The 16,818-nt window shown below is 70.8% G+C and carries 14 protein-coding genes; 3 read left to right on the top strand and 11 right to left on the bottom strand.

The genetic code is table 11. The features are described 5' to 3' along the window. Positions 1 to 64: 64 nt before the first annotated feature. Complete coding sequence (locus AMK21_RS32140; RefSeq protein ID WP_073882684.1) at positions 65 to 1,633, top strand: hypothetical protein; 1,569 nt, start codon at positions 65 to 67, stop codon at positions 1,631 to 1,633. Here the strand turns inward: AMK21_RS32140 and AMK21_RS32135 are convergent. Genes AMK21_RS32135 through AMK21_RS32125 form a run of 3 tightly spaced genes read right to left on the bottom strand, consistent with a single transcriptional unit; the run spans position 1,602 to position 5,793 of the window. Then, positions 1,602 to 2,846 carry a hypothetical protein gene (locus AMK21_RS32135; protein WP_073882683.1) on the bottom strand — a complete coding sequence of 415 codons (1,245 nt, stop codon included), beginning with the start codon at positions 2,844 to 2,846 and terminating at the stop codon, positions 1,602 to 1,604. The two genes, AMK21_RS32140 and AMK21_RS32135, sit on opposite strands and share 32 nt — an antisense overlap. Continuing rightward, on the bottom strand, positions 2,843 to 4,534 hold the full coding sequence (locus AMK21_RS32130) for a lipopolysaccharide biosynthesis protein (protein ID WP_073882682.1): 1,692 nt from the start codon (positions 4,532 to 4,534) through the stop codon (positions 2,843 to 2,845). The genes AMK21_RS32135 and AMK21_RS32130 overlap by 4 nt, the downstream gene beginning before the upstream one ends. Next, positions 4,531 to 5,793 (bottom strand): glycosyltransferase, encoded by a 1,263-nt coding sequence (locus AMK21_RS32125; protein WP_073882681.1) that lies wholly within the window; start codon positions 5,791 to 5,793, stop codon positions 4,531 to 4,533. Before AMK21_RS32125 ends, AMK21_RS32130 begins: the two co-directional genes overlap by 4 nt. A gap of 150 nt (positions 5,794 to 5,943) precedes the next feature. Between AMK21_RS32125 and AMK21_RS32120 the strand changes: the two genes are divergently transcribed. Beyond that, complete coding sequence (locus AMK21_RS32120) at positions 5,944 to 6,393, top strand: adenylyltransferase/cytidyltransferase family protein (protein ID WP_073882680.1); 450 nt, start codon at positions 5,944 to 5,946, stop codon at positions 6,391 to 6,393. Here AMK21_RS32120 and AMK21_RS32115 read toward each other — a convergent pair. Both AMK21_RS32115 and AMK21_RS32110 read right to left on the bottom strand, forming a co-directional pair. After that, positions 6,362 to 7,117: a CDP-alcohol phosphatidyltransferase family protein gene (locus AMK21_RS32115; protein WP_073882679.1), complete on the bottom strand. Its 756-nt coding sequence runs from the start codon at positions 7,115 to 7,117 to the stop codon at positions 6,362 to 6,364. The genes AMK21_RS32120 and AMK21_RS32115 overlap by 32 nt on opposite strands. A 490-nt stretch (positions 7,118 to 7,607) precedes the next feature. After that, positions 7,608 to 8,324 (bottom strand): hypothetical protein, encoded by a 717-nt coding sequence (locus tag AMK21_RS32110; RefSeq protein WP_073882678.1) that lies wholly within the window; start codon positions 8,322 to 8,324, stop codon positions 7,608 to 7,610. Positions 8,325 to 9,350: 1,026 nt separating this feature from the next. On the opposite strand from AMK21_RS32110, the gene AMK21_RS32100 reads away from it, so the two are divergent. Beyond that, positions 9,351 to 10,049, top strand: a complete 699-nt coding sequence (locus tag AMK21_RS32100; RefSeq protein WP_073882676.1) for an IS5/IS1182 family transposase — start codon at positions 9,351 to 9,353, stop codon at positions 10,047 to 10,049. A gap of 49 nt (positions 10,050 to 10,098) precedes the next feature. Here AMK21_RS32100 and mnhG read toward each other — a convergent pair whose 3' ends face one another. From mnhG to AMK21_RS32070, 6 genes are read right to left on the bottom strand one after another with little or no spacing between them, the layout of a single operon-like run. Then, positions 10,099 to 10,470 (bottom strand): monovalent cation/H(+) antiporter subunit G, encoded by a 372-nt coding sequence (gene mnhG, locus AMK21_RS32095; RefSeq protein WP_073882675.1) that lies wholly within the window; start codon positions 10,468 to 10,470, stop codon positions 10,099 to 10,101. Then, positions 10,467 to 10,814, bottom strand: coding sequence for a monovalent cation/H+ antiporter complex subunit F (locus AMK21_RS32090; RefSeq protein ID WP_073882674.1), 348 nt, complete (start codon positions 10,812 to 10,814; stop codon positions 10,467 to 10,469). The genes mnhG and AMK21_RS32090 overlap by 4 nt, the downstream gene beginning before the upstream one ends. Then, positions 10,811 to 11,437, bottom strand: a complete 627-nt coding sequence (locus AMK21_RS32085; protein ID WP_073882673.1) for a Na+/H+ antiporter subunit E — start codon at positions 11,435 to 11,437, stop codon at positions 10,811 to 10,813. The genes AMK21_RS32090 and AMK21_RS32085 overlap by 4 nt, the downstream gene beginning before the upstream one ends. Further along, positions 11,434 to 13,086, bottom strand: coding sequence for a Na+/H+ antiporter subunit D (locus AMK21_RS32080; RefSeq protein WP_073882672.1), 1,653 nt, complete (start codon positions 13,084 to 13,086; stop codon positions 11,434 to 11,436). The genes AMK21_RS32085 and AMK21_RS32080 overlap by 4 nt, the downstream gene beginning before the upstream one ends. Beyond that, a complete protein-coding gene (locus tag AMK21_RS32075; RefSeq protein WP_073882671.1) occupies positions 13,083 to 13,703 on the bottom strand; it encodes a Na(+)/H(+) antiporter subunit C in 621 nt (206 codons plus the stop codon). Before AMK21_RS32075 ends, AMK21_RS32080 begins: the two co-directional genes overlap by 4 nt. Next, the gene (locus AMK21_RS32070; protein ID WP_073882670.1) at positions 13,700 to 16,603 is read right to left on the bottom strand and encodes a Na+/H+ antiporter subunit A; all 2,904 of its coding nucleotides are present in this window, start codon (positions 16,601 to 16,603) and stop codon (positions 13,700 to 13,702) included. Before AMK21_RS32070 ends, AMK21_RS32075 begins: the two co-directional genes overlap by 4 nt. Positions 16,604 to 16,818 lie beyond the last annotated feature (215 nt).

Here is a 16,818-nt window from a genome sequence, read left to right as displayed (position 1 = left end):
GGCCCTCCCCAAGTGGGCTGATTCGTTAGAGTGTTCAGTGATTCACTGATCCCGGGGGGGGCGCATGACGTCGGTGCACACGTCGGCGCACGGACCGGCCGGCGACACGGCCGGCGGCAGGACCGTCGACGCGGCCGTGCGTCCCGAACGGCCCGGGGCCCGGGGCGGTCCTTTCGAGCCTCCCGAGCGGCCGATCGCGTGGTCGATGCTGTCGCGGGCCCTTTCGGTGCCGCTCATCCTGGGTCTTGTCTGCTTCCTGCCCGCGGTGATCGCCGCGCAGCCCGGCAACGGCGTCCGGGACACCGCGTACTGGCTCCAGCTGGTCCTGACCTGCTACGCCGGGGCCCGGCTCGCGACGATGATCCTCTCCACCCGGCGGCGGCTGCTCCAGGGCGTCTTCTGGATGTTCGTGTACATAGCGATGGGCGTGGCGCCGTTCGCCCAGGTGGTGATCGGGCAGACGCCGACGCCGATGGTGGGGCCGCGCCAGGACCTGATCACGGCCATCGCGATGGTGCTGGTGGGGTGCGCCGCCTACGACCTGGGGGCGCTGCTGGCCTCGCGCCGGCCGCTGCGGCGGCGTACGGTCTCCGCGCGGCGCCCGGGAGGCAGAGGGCCCGCCGTGGCGCAGCCGCTGCGGCTGCGGCTGCTGGTGCTGGTGGCGTTCGCGGCGAGCGCCTTCTACGTGATGAAGCTGGGCGGGCCCGCGGTCTTCTTCACCAGCCGGCAGGAGATCAACGAGACCGTCGCGGCGAGCGGGGTGGTCACGGAAGGGTCCAATGTGGGCTCGGCCTTCGTCAAGGGCTTCGGCCAGGTCCCGGCGCTGCTGGCGCTGCTCTTCTACACCCGCCGTCTGGCAACCTCCTACCGGGCCCGCCGCACCCCGTCGACGGTGCTGGTCTGGGTGGCGCTGGGGGCGCTGAACCTGGTGGTGAACAACCCCATCTCCAACGCCCGTTACTGGTTCCTGACGGTGCTGATGGCGTTCGTGTTCACCGCGCTCCCGAGCAGCGCGGCGGTCTACCGCACGGTGCTGGCGACGGGGGTGGTGGGTGCGCTGGTGGTGTTCCCGTACGCGGACAAGTTCCGGTACGACGACGAAGGGCAGCGGCCCGCGCAGTCGGCCTCGGTCTTCGAGCCGCTGGTGACCAAGGACTACGACCAGATGGTGATGTTCGCCAACACCATCTCGTGGGTCGACACCCGGGGCCACACCTACGGCCGCCAACTGACGGGCTCCGCTCTGTTCTTCGTACCACGCGCGGTGTGGAGCGGGAAGCCGGAGGACACCGGGGTCCGGGTCGGGCAGTGGATGGGGCTGCGGATGACCAACCTGTCGGCCCCGCTGTGGACCGAGTTCTGGGTCGACTTCGGCGCGACCGGGATGGCCGGCGGGATGGCGCTGATCGGGTACGCGGCGGCCCGTACCGACCGCCGGTACGCGCGGGCCGTCACCCGGGCCGGACCCGGCCCCGGGAGCGTGCTGGCCATCGCCGCGCCGCTGATCGCCGGGTACACCTTCATCCTGCTGCGCGGACCGTTGCTCCAGGCGGCGGGGAAGCTGGCCATCGCCGCGCTGTGTCTGCTGCTGATCAGCACGTTCAGGGAGCAGAGGGCAAGGCGTCGACGGTGACGGCCTCCTCCGCAGCCGGGGTGCGGCGGCGCAGCCGGGCCACCCTGATCCAGGTGGCGGCGGCCTTGCAGAGCGAGCCGAGGAAGAGCCCCCAGGCGGCGCCCAGGACGCCCCCGACGACGTAACCGCCCGCGAGGAGCGCCACGGTGGTGAGCGAGAAGACCACCTGGATGGCGAGCGTGGTGCGCGGATCCAGCATCCGCAGGGCGAGCAGCCCGCAGGTGCCGACGGCCATCGCCGCGTACTGGCTGCCGGTCGCGGGCAGCAGGGCGGCGGCCACGGACCATGTGTCGCCCAGGAGTTGGCGCCCGACGCGGTCGGGGAGCAGGGCGAGGACGGTGGCCCAGAGCCCCGCGGTGGTGGCGAGTACGGCGGCGAGGGCGGCGGTGGCCCGTATCCGGCGGCGCTCGTCGGGGATGCGGACCAGCAGCGGGGGGCCGAAGGAGGTGGCGGAGGTGAACAGCACGTTCAGCGGTCCGAACAGGGTGGTCGCCCCGCGCAGGGCGCCGACCAGGAGCGGGTTGCCGACGGCACCGAGGCCGAGGACGGAGAGCTGGCTGGTGGCGTTGCCGACGCCGAACTCGACGGTGAACCGCTGCCCGAGGTGGCCGCGCCGGAGCATCGGCCGCAGCAGCAGCGGGGTCCCGGCGGTGGAGCGGTGGAGCAGGGCGGCGGAGAGCAGGAGGGCGGGCAGGGCGGAGAGGCCCCAGAGGGTGATCAGGCGGGCGGGAGAGGCCCCGTACACCTGCGTCCCGAGCGCGCCGAGGACGCAGGCGAGCCGCAACAGGTCAGACAGGAGGGCGAGATGGGGTTGCTGGAGGGTGGAGAAGGCGTACCGTACGGCGTCCTGGCCCAGCACCACCGGCAGGACGAGGCCGAGCATCAGCAGCGCCCGCGCCGTGTCCCCGGGGACGAGGAGGCAGACGGCGGCCAGGGCCGCGCCGAGCGTCGCGGCGGCCAGCACGGTGAAGGCGGCGGCGGACCGGCACGCGCTGCGGGTCTCCTCCCCCGCCCCGCGCTTGAGGACGAGGGGCTGCCCGGTGTACGCGCCCGAGACGCCGAGCAGCACGGTGAAGACCAGGTAGACGGCGGAGAAACGGGCGAAGTCGGGCACGGTGGAGAGCCGGGCGGCGGCCACCAGCACCAGGATGTTGGTGAGCGCCGCCACGCCCTGGTCCGCGACCGAGCAAAGGACGGCCGTGCGGGCTCTCACCGCCGCGTCGCCGGAAGGGTCAAGGAGCGCAGGCCGAGGGTCTCGGTGGGGTCGCCGGTGATCTCGGGCCCGTCCGGCTCGGCGGGCGGGGTGGGGCCTCCACCGCCACCGGTCCGGCGCCGGCCGGACTTCGGGTGACGCTCCGACCGGGTGAGCCGCCGCCGGCCCGGGTGGAGCAGGGCACCGAGGACGGAGCCGCCGGAGGCGCCGATGATCTCGCGGATGCGCTCCAGGTCGCTGCGGTGCACCGCGCGCGGATCGCAGACGACCATCACGCCCTCCACCCGGTCGACCAGGGCGACCGCGTCCGCGTAGGAGAGAACGGGCGGGGCGAGGACGATGACGACGCTGCCGGGCCGGTCGGCCTCGGCGACGATGCGGCCGACCGGGGTGGAGGTGAGGGCGCGCGGCACGTTGTCGACGGTGGTGCCGGGGATCAGGGCGAAGGCGCCGGATCCGGGGACGTCCACATTGGAGCGGCCACCGGTGGGCCAGCTGCCGTCGCCCTCCTCGCCGGCCCAGCGCGGCGGGCGGACCTCGTGCGCGGCGGAACCCAGGGCACCGGCGAGGGAGGGGGTGCGCAGGTCGGCCTCGACCAGGAGGACGTCGCGGCCCATCTCGGCGAAGGCGGCGGCCAGGTTGGCGGCGGCCGCGGCCGCCTCCTCGTTGTCGCCGCGCGGGGCGGTGACCAGCAGGCGGCGGCTCTCGGCGAAGGAGGGGTCGTAGGCGAGCCGGAAGGCGACGGCCCGGTACTCCTCGGCGAGCCGGGAGCCGCTGCGGCCGATGGCGAGGACCGAACCGGCGGCGCCGCGTTCGCGGGGCAGGGTGCCGAGCAGGGGGGCGCCGAGTGAGCGGACCAGCTCGCGGGTGGAGCGTACGGCGGGGTCGAAGACGAGCCGCACCCAGGAGAGCAGCAGCCCCAGCGCGAGGCCGACGACTCCGCCGAGGCCGAGCAGCAGCGGCAGGCCTGGGCCGGTGGGCGAGGTGGGCGCGACGGGCTTCTTGTTGAGGTAGCCGGGGGTCGTGTCCAGGGCCTTGAGCTCGGAGATCTTCCGGCTGAGCTCGGAGATGGAGACGATGATGTTGGCCCGGGCGCTGGTGACATCGTCGGCCGCGCCCGCGCCGATCTGCTTCTCCAGCAGGTCGCGCTTCTCCTCCAGCGGGTCCAGCTGCGCCCGGTAGCCGTCGGAGATGTTCTTGATGGATTCCTCGGTGCGCGCCTTGCGGTGGGCCAGATACGCGTTGGCGAGGGCTTCGGCGCGGGCCCGGGACTGCTCGGGGGTGGCGCCGGTGTAGGCGAAGCGGAGGGTGAGGGTGTTGGGCGGGTTGGTGACCTGGAGCCCGGCGAGCAGCTCCCGGGCGGCGACGTCGTCGCCCTTCTTGAGCAGGGTGCCCGCGGCCAAAGTGCCGACGGTGTCGCTGACGGCGGTCTGGCGCTCGGAGCCGATGTTGATGCCCTTGTCGGCGGTGGCCCCGCTGGCGAAGGGGTCGGAGATGGCGGAGCGGACCAGCACCTCGCCGGTGGCGGTGTAGGTGTCCTCGCCGCTGAGGGCGAGATAGCCGCCGCCGAGCAGCCCGATGACCACGCCGACCGCCAGCAGCGCCCGGTAGCGCAGGAGTTGGCGGAACTGGTCGCGCAGCAGCGCCGGTTCGTCCTGGTCGTCCAGGACACGGTTCACGGGGGTCATCGACGGGGGCTCCCTTGTCCGTCCTGCAGTGCCTCGGTGAGGAGGTCGTCGAAGCGGGCGAGGCCCGCCTCCCGGCTCAGGTGGCGCGCCACGTATCGCGGACCCTCGGCCCCCAGCGCGTCGGCCGCGGCCGGGTCGGCGGCCAGTTTCCGCAACGTCGCCAGCAGGGCGGCCGGGTGCTCGGGGGCGACGAGCACCCCGGCTCCCGAGCGGCGCACCTCGTCGGCGGTGCCGCCCTCGTCGGCGACGGAGGCGATGACCGGGCGGCCGGAGACGAAGTACGAGGTGAGCTTGGAGGGGACGCTCATGTCGAGGACGGAGGCCCGCTGGGTCACCGCGAGGACGTCGGCGGCGGCGAGGACGTCGGTGAACTCCGCGGCCCCCGCGGGCTCCAGGAAGTCCACGTTGCGCAGTCCCTCGGCGCGGGCGCGCAGAGCGTCGCGCTGGTTGCCGTCGCCCATCAGGACGACCCGGACGTCCGGGGCGAGGCGGGCGGTGTCCACGAGGACGTCGAGGCCCTGCTTGAGGCCCATGTTGCCGGCGTGCAGCAGGACGGGGGTGGCCGGGCCCCAGCCGAGCCGGGCCCGGGTGGCGGCCCGGTCGGCGGTGGGCCCCTGCACATGGGTCCAGTTGGGGACGAGCCGGATGCGGCCGGGGTCGACACCGAGGGCGGTGACGCCGGGGACGAAGCTCTCGTGGATGACGCCGACGAGGGCGGCGCCGCTGAGCGCGTACCGCTCGGCCGCCGCGGCGACCGCTGCCGCCCTGCCTCCGCCCCGTATGCCGCTCTGCGCGGCGGCGGCGCCCATCAGGTCCTGGACGACGGGGACGTACGGGACGTGGTGGCGGCGGGCGAGGCGGGCACCGATCACCCCGCCGGCGAGGCTGGGCATCTGCGCGATGACGGCGTCCGGTCGTCCCGGCGGCGGGGCGAACAACCCGGAGGCAAGTATGGACGCCTCGAACGCGGCACGTCGCAGAGCGGTCTGACGGGTCGGCACATAGTGCCTGCGCCGGTGCACGCCGACACCGCCGCGTGTCTCGACCGTCCGCCACACACTGCGGTACGCCTCGTCCAGCTGCCAGGACGGGTAGTGCGGCATACCGGTGAGCGCCCGCACCCGGGCGCCCGACGCGGCCCAGTGCTCGGCGAGTTGAGTCGCGTACGGGCCGATGCCCGTGACCTCTGGTGCGTAGTTCGTCGAGACCACCAGAAGGCGGCGGTTCAGAAACGGCCTGTGCCGCTCGACATCGGACATCGGACGATCGCCTTCCCCCCACAACAGCCGCCGCTCCCTGCGGGAACAGCCCTTCCCCAGCTTATCCGTTCACGGCTTGCACAAGTGTTCTTCACAGTAAGGTCGTTGGAACATCACCGGATCACGTTGACCGTGGGGGGAGAGATACGGATGGTGCAGCACAGGGTGGGGTACGCCCCCGGGGCGTACGACCTGTTCCATGTGGGACACCTCAACATCCTGCGGCATGCCCGCAGTCAGTGCGACTACCTGGTCGCGGGGGTCGTCTCGGACGAGATGGCCGCCCTCGCCAAGGGTCACACGCCCGTCATCCCGTTGCGCGAACGGCTGGAGATCGTCCGCAGTGTGCGGTTCGTCGACGCCGCCTTCGTGGAGACCGTGCCGGACAAGGTCGAGACCTGGCAGCAGGTCCGGTTCGACGTGATCTTCAAGGGTGACGACTGGCGGGGCACGGAGAAGGGGGAGAAGCTGGAGCGCGACTTCGCCGAGGTCGGCGTGGAGGTCGTCTACTTCCCGTACACCGTGCACACGTCCAGCACCCAGCTGCGCCGAGCGCTGGACGTGCTGGTCAGCCGGGACGGAGCGCTCTCAGCTCCCTGAACCACTTGGTGAGGAAGGCCGCCAGGAAGAGCGTGTGGACCACCGCGAGCACGGCGTACCCGGCCCGGAAGGCCCCGGGTGCGCCGAGCAGCAGGAACACCAGGCAGAAGACTCCGTAGTCGGCGGGCAGCAAGGCGATGGCCCGCACCCGCGAGACCGGTGCGGCGGGTCCGGCCGGTGCGGTGGGTCCGGCCGGTGCGGTGGCCGCCTGTGCGGTGGCCGCCGCCTTTCCGAGCTGTTCGCGCAGCAGCCCCGCGCAGAAGGTCACCGCGGCGGCCAGCTGGAAGCCCAGCGGCAGCAGGAGCCAGCCCTGCGAAGGAAGTTCGCCGAAGCGGAAGAAGGAGATCAGCACGGCGGTGTGGACGAGCAGCAGTTTGCCGCAGTCAACGACGTGGTCCAGCCACTCCCCGTCGGGTCCACCCCGGCCGGTGAGCCGGGCGAGCTGGCCGTCGGCGGAGTCGAAGGCGAAGCCGAGCGCGAGCGCCGCGTAGACCGCGAGCGCCAGCGTCCAGGACGGCTCCACGAGTGCGACCGCCGCGAGCGCGCCGTAGGTGAACAGTGCGCTGATCAGCGTAACGTGATTGGGCGTCACCCCGACCCGGTACGCGCCCGCTGCGAGGAACCGCCCGGCCGGGCGGTTCACGTATCGCGAGTAGAGCGAGACGCCCTTGGTGCTCTTCTGGGCGCCGCGCAGTTCGCGCAGCACTGTGCCCGTGTTTCCCATACGCCCCCCAGCGTCCGGCATTGCCCGCATCATGGCATGCGAGCGCCGGGGCCGGGGTGTGATTGGCGGGGACGGAACAGTGAGCTGGTTCCAACCTCATTGCGATGTGCGTCACTTGGACGGCTCTGCAGCGCGATGAAGCTCCTGGTCGGAGGTGTCACGACCAAGATCCACCGTGCCCCACCTGGAGTTTCTCGTGCTTGTCTACCCGTCGTCGATTGATCTGTCCAGCCCGCACGCTGCGCTATCTGAGCGCACAACTGCATGCCGATCGACCGGATCGCCGCCGACACCCCGTACTACCCCGATGCCCGGCTTCTGGGCGACCGCCCGCAGCGCGGTCCACTCGTTCGGACAGTCACCACGGACCTCGGCGAACATGCGCATCGCGCGACGGCGCAGCTCAACCGGGTAACGGGAAGGGCGTGCCATGGCTCAATCCATTCACGGAATCGAGTCTCCACCGAATCCGGAACGGCTCACTCGCAGTTCAGGAGGACGGTGCGTCCAGGTTCGGCTTCCGCCTCACCTCAGTCACGGACACGCTCTCGTCTTCGGGGGCGCCGAAGGGTGTCGCGATCACGCCTGTTCCGGTGCCGACGACTTCCACCGCCAGGCCGGAGCCCATGAACCGAAGGTCCACTCGGGCGCGCGGGTCGCCGCCGAGGTCGGGCATCTTGTGGATGCGGTCGGTACGGTATCCGGCGGCGATAACGGTGTGCTGAAGTGTGCTGTAGGTGGTGTGCGGCGCTCCGGCTGCTGTGGTGGTCAGGCGCTCGGCGTGCTTGGCGGCGGCGCACTTTTCGATTTCGCCGAGTTCGACTTCCTGTGGTGGGCCGGACTGCATGGGCTTGTCGGGCATCTCACCTGAGTCATCGACGGGGATGGGTATGTCGCCGTTCGCGTCAGGTGTCCCGGCGGGCTTGTTGGTGCGGGGGGCTACACCGCCGGGGATGCCGCCGGGGAGTGTTCCGGGATCTGGTGCGGCTCCGCTGCCGCTGGGGGCGTCGGGGGAGCATTGGCGCGCGAACTTGTTGAGGATGTCGAGGAACTGCTTCTCGGTGGGCTGCCGGGCGGGTGAGGCGGAGACCTGGGGGCCGACCGGGGTGGTGGATGTGGATGAGGCTGTCTGGGTGCCGCAGGCGGTCAGGGCCAGGGAGCCCGCAGCCGCTATGACGACGGACGCAGTGAAGCGAATTGATGGCATAGATGAATTTTTGTCACACGATCACATGGGACGCATGAGTATGCGTACTCATGGCTTGATCACGGGCCAAAAGTAGTCGTCGAGATCTGTGGACCGATTGATCTCAGCCTCGTTGTGATGGCTTGATTTGGACGAGTTCGGTTTCGAAGCCAGTCATCGTTCTCCAGGAACGATTCCGGCGTAGTTCCGCTCTGCCCGGTTTCATGATGGTTGATTAGATGTCGCAAACGGCGCAAGCGTCCCGTGGTGGAGTAGGTCGCGGCAGGCGTGGGCGATGCCGGCTCGTCCGGCGAGGCGGATCGTGCTGATGGCCAGGTTGCGGAAGCCGGCCGTCGCCCGCGGAGCCGTACCGGTCCCGACCTGGGAGTCGTCCTCGTGGAAGGTGACGTCCGGGTCGGATCAGGCGGGCTTGGCGCTGGTCCTGATGGGGTGGTTCTCCTGTCAGTGCCCTCTCAAGCTCTCCCGCCGAAGCGGGAAGTCTCACTCAAGGCTGACAGAGAGGGACTCGGACCGTCCCAGGACCATTTGGCAAGGTACCCCTTTCGCGGGTCACCCGACGCCGATCCAGAGGTCTTGAGTATTGCTCCGGGCCTCAACAATGCCCATGAATGGAGGAGTTGCCTCCAGTTCAATGGTCTTACGGACGCACGTTCGGATCGCATAAGTTCCCGGAATGTTTGTACGTGTCGTGGCAGACTCATACAGGCCGGGACCGATGGTGGTGACAGTGCCGTCAGCCAGAGGCGCGCCGGGCGTGGTTTCGGCGACGGCGGGTGACTGCGGCAGCAGCATGGCCAGGGAGGCCGCTGCTATCACAGGAAGCGCAAGTTTGTCGGCTACGCGTCACGCGTCTTCGACCTCTTCCACGTAGGCCACCTCAACGTGCTGAAGCACGCCCGCGACCAATGAGCCCTTTCCCACCTGACGGCGGGGTTGTGGTGTTGGTCGGTGTGGGCTGTACGGAGCGACGAAGCTCCTGGTAGACGGGTGCTCGACCAAGATCACCCGTGCCGCCAGGAGCTTCGCGTGCTTGTCTACCCGTCGTCGATCGATCTGTCCAGCAGTGCCCTGCGGCACCTGACCGAGGAGCTCGCAGTTCGGCAACGGGAGATCGGGACCCGGTGGCGACGACTGCCCGCCGGCCGCCAGGCCCTGCTCGCCCTGGCCCACCTGCGATGCGGCGACACCTACGCCCAGCTCGCCGCCGGGTTCGGAATCGGCGTCGCGACCGTCTACCGGTACATACGCGAGGCCATCGGAGTCCTGGCCGCTCGCGCACCGACCCTGGCCACGGCGATGGACACGGCCCGCACGAAAGCGTTCGTGATCCTGGACGGCACGCTGTTGCCGATCGACCGGATCGCCGCCGACACCCCCTACTACCGACTGCTCTGGGCGTCGCCAGCCCTGCCCGGAGCCACTCACGACCTGACCGCGGTCCGAAGCCATGGCATCGTCGACGCGCTCGCCGCCGTGGGCCTGAAGTGCTGGGCGGACAAGGCCTACCAAGGCGCCGGTCGGCACATTCGAGTCCCCTTCCGGGGCCGCCGGCTCAAGCGCTGGAAACGACGGCACAACAGCAGTCACGCAAAGATCCGCTGCGTCGGCGAGCAGGCCATGGCCGTGCTGAAGGGTTGGCGCCTCCTGCGGAAGCTCCGCTGCAGCACCAACCGGATCACCGACATCGTGAAGGCAGTCCTCGTCCTCCACCACGCCTCAACATGAGGTTGCAAAAGGTCAGTTCCGTGATCATGCCCGGCCGGAAGCGGCTCTGTCAGGCCGGGCCAGGAGGCTGCCTGCCGTCGGTGAGCTGCTCGTCCAGTTCGTCGAAGAGCAGTTCCTCGTGCTGGACCTGCCCGGTGCGGTACGCGGAGCGGGCGACCAGGTGCGAGGCGACCGGGCCGGTGAGCATCTGGAAGAAGCCGATGAGCGCGAGGGTGGCGAGGTCCATGCCGGTGCGCAGCCGGAGGGCGACCCCGGCCAGGACCAGGATGATGCCGAGGGTCTGCGGCTTGGTCGCGGCGTGGCTGCGGGAGAGGACGTCGGGCAGCCGGAGCATGCCGATCACCCCGAGCAGGCAGATCGCGGCGCCGAGGAGGACGAGCAGGGCCCCGGCCGTGTCGAGGATCTGGAGCCAGGCGCTCACTTCGGGCCCTCCTTGGTCTCGTCGGCGCCGCGAACCGGGGCCGGGGACGGGACGGCGACGACGGGCCGGTCGCGTACAGCGATGAAGCGGGCGATGCCCACCGATCCGGTGAAGCCCAGGAAGGCGAGCACCATCATGATCGGGAAGTAGAACGGGTCCAGCGCGACGGCGGACTTGGCGCCGAGGCCGGCGATGATCAGGGCCGCGATCACGTCCAGCGAGATCGCCCGGTCCAGCATGGAGGGGCCGCGCCAGATCCGGACCAGCAGCAGAAGGCCTGCCACCAGCACCAGGACGACGGCGGCGGTCAGCAGAATACGGTCGACCTGGTGGAGAGCGCTCATGGTGCGGGCCTTCCTGCGGCGAGCTGCGGCGGTGGGGGCGGTTCGGCGACCCGGGCGATCTCGTCCCGGGTACCGAAGGCCCGTACGGTCAGTTCCTCCAGTCGCCAGACCTGGCGGCGGGCGGCTTCGAGCTTCTCGGGCCGGTCCGCGTCCAGGACGTGCAGGAAGACGGTGGCGGTGGCCCGGCGCACCTCGATGACGGAGCCGCCCGGCACGTTGGAGACGGCCACCGCGACGGCGGCGAGCATCAGGTCGCCGCGGCAGCGCAGGGGCACGCCGATGACGGCGGCCCGGTGCGGTGTACTGCTGAAGATCTGCCGGGTGACCCGCACGCCGGAGGTGTACATGTCGTAGAGCAGATATCCGGCGAGGCGGATGATGCCCCACGGGTGGAGCCGGAGCCCGAGGTCGACCGGCGGCAGCGGGAAGGCCAGGCAGACGGCGCTCGCGACGACGACGCCCGTGATGACGTTGGCCAGGTTGAGGGTGGACCAGAGCAGCACCCAGATGAGGGTGAGCCAGGCGATCAGCGGCAGGTCCAGCACCCTTCCGTGCCGACCGACCTTGCAGCTCATCGGCGGCAGGTCGGCGTCGCGGAACGAGAACCGCAGGAAACGGCTCATCTGCCCAGCACCTCCTCGATGTAGGGCGTGCGCTTCAGCAGTTCGACGGCCGAGCGGTCGGTGAAGGCGGTGAGCGGTCCGGCGAGCACCGTGAAGGACAGGGCCAGCGCGACGGTCGCGGCGGTCGCCGCCATCATGGGCCGGGGCAGTCGGCTGGTGGTGGTGACGGCCCGTCCGTGCAGGGTCGCCGCGACGGCCTGGCCCACCGGACGGTGTACGGGCTCGATGCCCTCGTCACCGGTGCCGGGGATGTTGTCGGGTCCCTCGTCGGTGTCGTCGTCGCTGTCGTCCCCGGACTCCAGGACCGTGCCCGCCTCGGCCTGTCCTGGCGGGGCGGCCCGCCAGAACGCCAGGTTCCACACCTTGGCGGTCACGTACAGCGTCAGCAGGCTGGTGACCGCCGATCCCGCGACCAGGATCCAGGCCCAGGCGGAGCCGTCGGCGACGCCCGCGCGCATCAGCCCGAGCTTGCCGATGAAGCCGGAGAGCGGGGGGATGCCCGCCAGGTTCATCGCGGGGACGAAGAAGAGGAGGGCCAGTATCGGCGCGGCCTTGGCGAGTCCGCCGAGCCGGGTCAGCTCGGTGGTGCCGCCCCGGCGTTCGATCAGCCCGGCGACCAGGAACAGGGTGGTCTGCACGGTGATGTGGTGGACGACGTAGACGATGGCACCGCCGTACGCCTCGCGGGTGGCGAGGCCGATCCCGAAGACCATGAAGCCGATGTGGCTGATCAGAGTGAAGGAGAGCAGCCGTTTGAGGTCGGTCTGGGCGACCGCACCGAGGATGCCGATGAGCATCGAGGCCAGGGCGACGGCCATCAGCAGGTCACCGATCCGGTTACCCGGGAAGAGCAGGGTCTCGGTCCGCATCATGCAGTAGACGCCGACCTTGGTGAGAAGTCCGGCGAAGACGGCGGTGACCGGCGCGGGCGCCGTCGGATAGGAGTCGGGGAGCCAGGCGGCGACCGGAAAGGCGGCGGCCTTGATGGCGAAGACGGTGATCAGCATCGCCTCGATCAGGGTCTGCACACCGAGCGGGAGTCCGGGCAGCCGCTCGGCGAGCTGCGCGAAGTTGACGGTGCCGAGGGCCGCGTAGGTCATGGCGATGGCGATGAGGAAGACCATCGACGAGAACAGCGAGATGATCACGTAGGTGGAACCGGCCCTCATCCGGGGCCCGGTGCCGCCGAGAGTGAGCAGCACGAAGCTGGCCACCAGCATGATCTCGAAGCTGACGAAGAGGTTGACGAGGTCACCCGCGAGGAAGGTGCAGGAGACCCCGGCGACGAGGATCAGATAGGCCGGGTGGAAGACCGCCACCGGGGTCTCCTTGTCCCGGTCGGTCATGCCCTGCCCGATGGAGTAGATCAGCACGCAGAGCGTGACGGCCGAGGAGACGGTGAGCATCAGCCCGGTGAGGCGGTCGGCGACGAGGGTGATGCCGAGCGGCGGGGCGAAGTCGCCGAGGTGGACGGAGAGCGGGCCGTGGCGGTCGGCGGCGATCATCAGGATGATCGACAGCGCCAGGACGGCGGTGAGTACGGCGACGCTGATGAAACGCTGGAAGCGCTGCATCCGGGTACCGAAGGTGAGGCTGAGGCCGGTGGCGCAGAGCGGCAGGAGCACCGGCAGCGGGACGAGCGCGTTCATCCGGTGGTTCCTCGTTCGTCGCGGGGATAGCGGTCGTCGGCCTTGGTGTCGCCGTCGCGGTCGTAGTCCTCGGGGTCGGCGCCGATGACGTCGTTCCAGAGATCGCCGGAGGCGTCACGGCCGCGGGCCTGGCGGGCGCGGTCCGCGCGTAGCCGGTCGCGGAGTCTGCGGCGCTCCTCCCGGTAGCGTTCGCGCTCGTCCGCGGTGGGTTCCGAACCCGAGCGGAACTCCTCGCGCAACTGGGCACGCTCCGAGAACACTTCGGCGCGGAGCACGATGCGCCGGTCCTCCAGGTCGTCGTGCACCTCGTCGGTGCCGGTGATCTGGTGGCTGCGGTAGGCCATGGCGAGCAGGAACGCGGTGGTGCCGAGGGTGATCACGATGGCGGTCAGCGCGATGGCCTGCGGCAGCGGGTCGGTGACCCGGCGCAGGTCGACCCCGTAGAGGAGGGGTGCGGCGCCGGCGGTACCGGTCGAGGCGAGGATCAGCAGGTTGACCCCGTTGCTCAGGATGACGGCGCCGAGCAGGATGCGGGTCAGCGGCCGGGTCAGCATGAGGAGGGCCCCCACGGCGCAGAGCACCACGGCAGTGATGAGGAGTGAGGCGCTGACGGTCATCGGGGGCTTCCCTCCGCCGTCGTGCTGTCGGGCGCGGTCAGGGCCCCGGCGGCCCGTTCGATCTGCCGGTCGATCTTGGCGCCGAGGGCCCGGACGATGTCCAGGACGACGCCGAGCACCAGCAGGTACACGCCGAAGTCGAACAGGATCGGCGTGCTCATGTGGAAGTCACCGAAGACCGGCAGGTGCCCGTGGTAGGTGAAGGCGTGCAGCACGGTGCCGTCCACCAGGCCGAGGAGCCCCACCGCGGTCGAGATGAACAGGCCGAGTCCGGTGAAGAGCCCTGGTTGCAGGGGCGCGGCCTGGGCCAGTTCGAATCGGCCGCCGGCCAGATAGCGGGTGATGAGGGCGACGCCGGCGACGAGCCCCGCGACGAAACCGCCGCCGGGCATGTTCTCGGCGCAGAACAGCAGGTAGACCGAGAGGATCAGGATCGGGTGGAAGAGCAGCCGGGCCACCACTTCGAAGACGATCGAGCGGTGCTCGGGGGCGAGGGTGGAGCCGGCGGCCAGCCAGCCGCGCTCGGGCGCCACCTCGTCGCCCCGGGGCAGGCGCGCGGTGTGGTGGGCCGCGATCGACCAGGCGGTACGGCCCTTCAGCTCGCCCGGGAGCATCGGCCCGTCGCTGCGGCGGTGCAGGTAGATCAGGCTGGTGACACCGATCGCGGCGGCGGCCAGCACGGCGGACTCGCCCATGGTGTCCCAGGCGCGCAGGTCGACGAGGATCGTGGCGACGACGTCCTTGTACCCGTGGTCGGCGACCTCCTTGACCATGGCGGCGCCGGCGGGTTCGGCGGTCCGCGCGGCGGCGGCCAACCAGACGGCGACACCGATGGTGCCGGCCGCGAGAAGAGCCACCGGGATCCGGATCGCGCGCCGCCACGGGGAGACGGTCTCCTCGAAGTGGACCGGCATCCGGCGCAGCACCAGGACGAAGACGATCATCGCCACGGTCTCGACGCAGAACTGGGTGAGTGCCAGGTCCGGCGCGCCCTGCACGACGAAGAGCAGGGCGGTGCCGTAGCCGATCAGGCCGCTGAGGACGACCGCCTTCATGCGGCGGCGTACGGTCAGGCAGAGCAGCGCCGCGATGCTGGTGAGGACGGCCACGCCGCCCTGGAGCTCGTTGTCCCAGACCCGGGGGGCCGGAGCGCCTTGCCAGGGCTGGTCGGTGACGAGTACGGCGAGCTGCCCGCCGGCCATGACGAGCAGCGTGGTCGCCAGGTAGACCGAGAGGGAACCGCGCTGGATGAAGCCGGTGACCTGGAGCGCGAGCCGTTCCTGACCCAGCAGCAGATGGCCGAAGACGCTGTCGGCGGTGGGCCAGGCGATGCGGCGGGAGACCTTGGTGACGGTGCCGCGCGCGAGGAAGAGGCCGGTACCGGCCGCCCAGGCGACGGCGGACAGGAGCAGCGCGATGCCGAATCCGTGCCAGAGCGCCAGGTGGTAGGGGTCGGCGGGGGCCGGATAGGTGTCGGCGTAGGCGCTGAACAGGCGGTCGGTCAGCCCGACGCCGGGGCCGAGCACCAGGCCGAGGACGGCGAGCAGGGCGGGCGGGGCGAGGAAGGCCCGGCCCACGCGGTGTACGGGCGTGTCGGGGACGCCGGGCTTACGGGCGAAAGCGCCCCAGACGAAGCGCAGGGTGTACGCGGTCGTCAGCGCCGAGCCCAGCACGACGACGGCCAGCGCCCAGCGGTCGGCGGCCGAGCCGTGCAGCAGCGCCTCGAACGCGGCCTCCTTGGCGGCGAAGCCGAGCAGCGGCGGCAGGGCGGCCATGGAGGCGGCGGCGAGGGCGGCGACCCCGGCCACGTACGGCAGGGAGCGGCCGACTCCGGAGAGTTTCCGCAGGTCACGGGTGCCGGTGGAGTGGTCGACGATGCCGGTCACGAGGAAGAGCGGTGCCTTGAACAGGGCGTGCCCGAGGATCATCGCGACGGCGGCGAGGGCCGCGTTCCGGTCTCCGGTCCCGGCGAGCAGGGTGAGGAAGCCGAGCTGGCTGACGGTCCCGTAGGCAAGGATGAGCTTGAGGTCGTTGAGGCGCAGCGCACGCCAGCCGCCGAACAGCATGGTCGCGCCGCCGAGGACCAGGACGACGGACTTCCAGACGGGTACGTCGGCGAAGGCCGGGGAGAGCCGGGCGACCAGGTAGACACCGGCCTTGACCATCGCGGCCGCGTGCAGATACGCGCTGACCGGGGTGGGCGCGGCCATGGCGTTCGGCAGCCACATGGAGAACGGCCAGATCGCGGACTTGGACAGCGCCCCGGACAGGATCAGCACGAGGGCGACCAGGATGGCGAGGCTCGTCTCCGGCGGATCGGCGACGATCTCGGAGATCCGGTAGGTGCCCGCGGCCTGACCGACGATCAGGAAGCCGACCAGCATGGCGAGGCCGCCGAGCGTGGTGACCGTGAGCGCCTGGAGCGCGGAGCGCCTGCTGTGGCGGTGTTCGCTGCCGTGGCCGATCAGCAGGAAGGAGAAGATGGTGGTCAGCTCCCAGAAGACGTACAGCGTGATCAGGTCGTCGGCGAGGACCAGGGCCAGCATCGCCCCCGCGAAGGCGAGCAGGTTCCCGGCGAACCGTGCCAGCTGCGGGGTGTTGTCGCGGAAGTAGGAGGCGCAGTAGACCAGGACGAGGGCGCCGACCCCGGCGGCCATCAGGACCATCAGCTCGGAGAGCGCGTCCAGGCGGAGGGCGAGCGAGACGTCGTAGTCCGCGATCCACTGCCAGGACCAGGTGACGGCCTCACCGGAGGCGGCGGTGCCCCATCGGGTGAGTGCCCATACGGTGGCGGCGGCGGGAGGCAGTGCCAGCACGAGGAAGGCGCGCCTGCCGAGCCGGTGGACCAGCGGGCCCGCGAAGGCGGCCAGGACGAAGTGGCCGATGATGAGCCCGATCACGGCGTGGCGTCCGGGTCGAGCGGCGAGACAACCGAGATAGAGGGCACCAAATACAGATATATCGCCCCAGTGGATTCATCGGACCGGCACGCCGCGCGCGATCCGGCACGCTGAGGCCCCCGACGCGCCCGAGGGAGCTTCAACGGCGGACGCAGGGGTCACTGTGAACGCAGGTGGAGGTGTTCCCTGTGGTGCCGCACCCGGAGAGCCAAACG

The sequence above is a fragment of the Streptomyces sp. CB00316 genome, assembly GCF_001905595.1.
In the GTDB taxonomy this organism is placed as follows: Bacteria; Actinomycetota; Actinomycetes; order Streptomycetales; family Streptomycetaceae; genus Streptomyces.
The sequence above is the reverse complement of the archived record's forward strand: the minus strand, read 5'-3'. Positions and strand labels throughout refer to the sequence as shown.

What these genes read in the sequence shown, in the direction of transcription:
- AMK21_RS32140 (WP_073882684.1), top strand. Translation starts at nt 65, where the DNA reads ATGACGTCGGTGCACACGTCGGCGCACGGACCGGCCGGCGACACGGCC.
- AMK21_RS32130 (WP_073882682.1), bottom strand. Translation starts at nt 4,534, where the DNA reads ATGACCCCCGTGAACCGTGTCCTGGACGACCAGGACGAACCGGCGCTG.
- AMK21_RS32125 (WP_073882681.1), bottom strand. Translation starts at nt 5,793, where the DNA reads ATGTCCGATGTCGAGCGGCACAGGCCGTTTCTGAACCGCCGCCTTCTG.
- AMK21_RS32120 (WP_073882680.1), top strand. Translation starts at nt 5,944, where the DNA reads ATGGTGCAGCACAGGGTGGGGTACGCCCCCGGGGCGTACGACCTGTTC.
- AMK21_RS32115 (WP_073882679.1), bottom strand. Translation starts at nt 7,117, where the DNA reads ATGGGAAACACGGGCACAGTGCTGCGCGAACTGCGCGGCGCCCAGAAG.
- AMK21_RS32110 (WP_073882678.1), bottom strand. Translation starts at nt 8,324, where the DNA reads ATGCCATCAATTCGCTTCACTGCGTCCGTCGTCATAGCGGCTGCGGGC.
- AMK21_RS32090 (WP_073882674.1), bottom strand. Translation starts at nt 10,814, where the DNA reads ATGAGCGCTCTCCACCAGGTCGACCGTATTCTGCTGACCGCCGCCGTC.
- AMK21_RS32085 (WP_073882673.1), bottom strand. Translation starts at nt 11,437, where the DNA reads ATGAGCCGTTTCCTGCGGTTCTCGTTCCGCGACGCCGACCTGCCGCCG.
- AMK21_RS32080 (WP_073882672.1), bottom strand. Translation starts at nt 13,086, where the DNA reads ATGAACGCGCTCGTCCCGCTGCCGGTGCTCCTGCCGCTCTGCGCCACC.
- AMK21_RS32075 (WP_073882671.1), bottom strand. Translation starts at nt 13,703, where the DNA reads ATGACCGTCAGCGCCTCACTCCTCATCACTGCCGTGGTGCTCTGCGCC.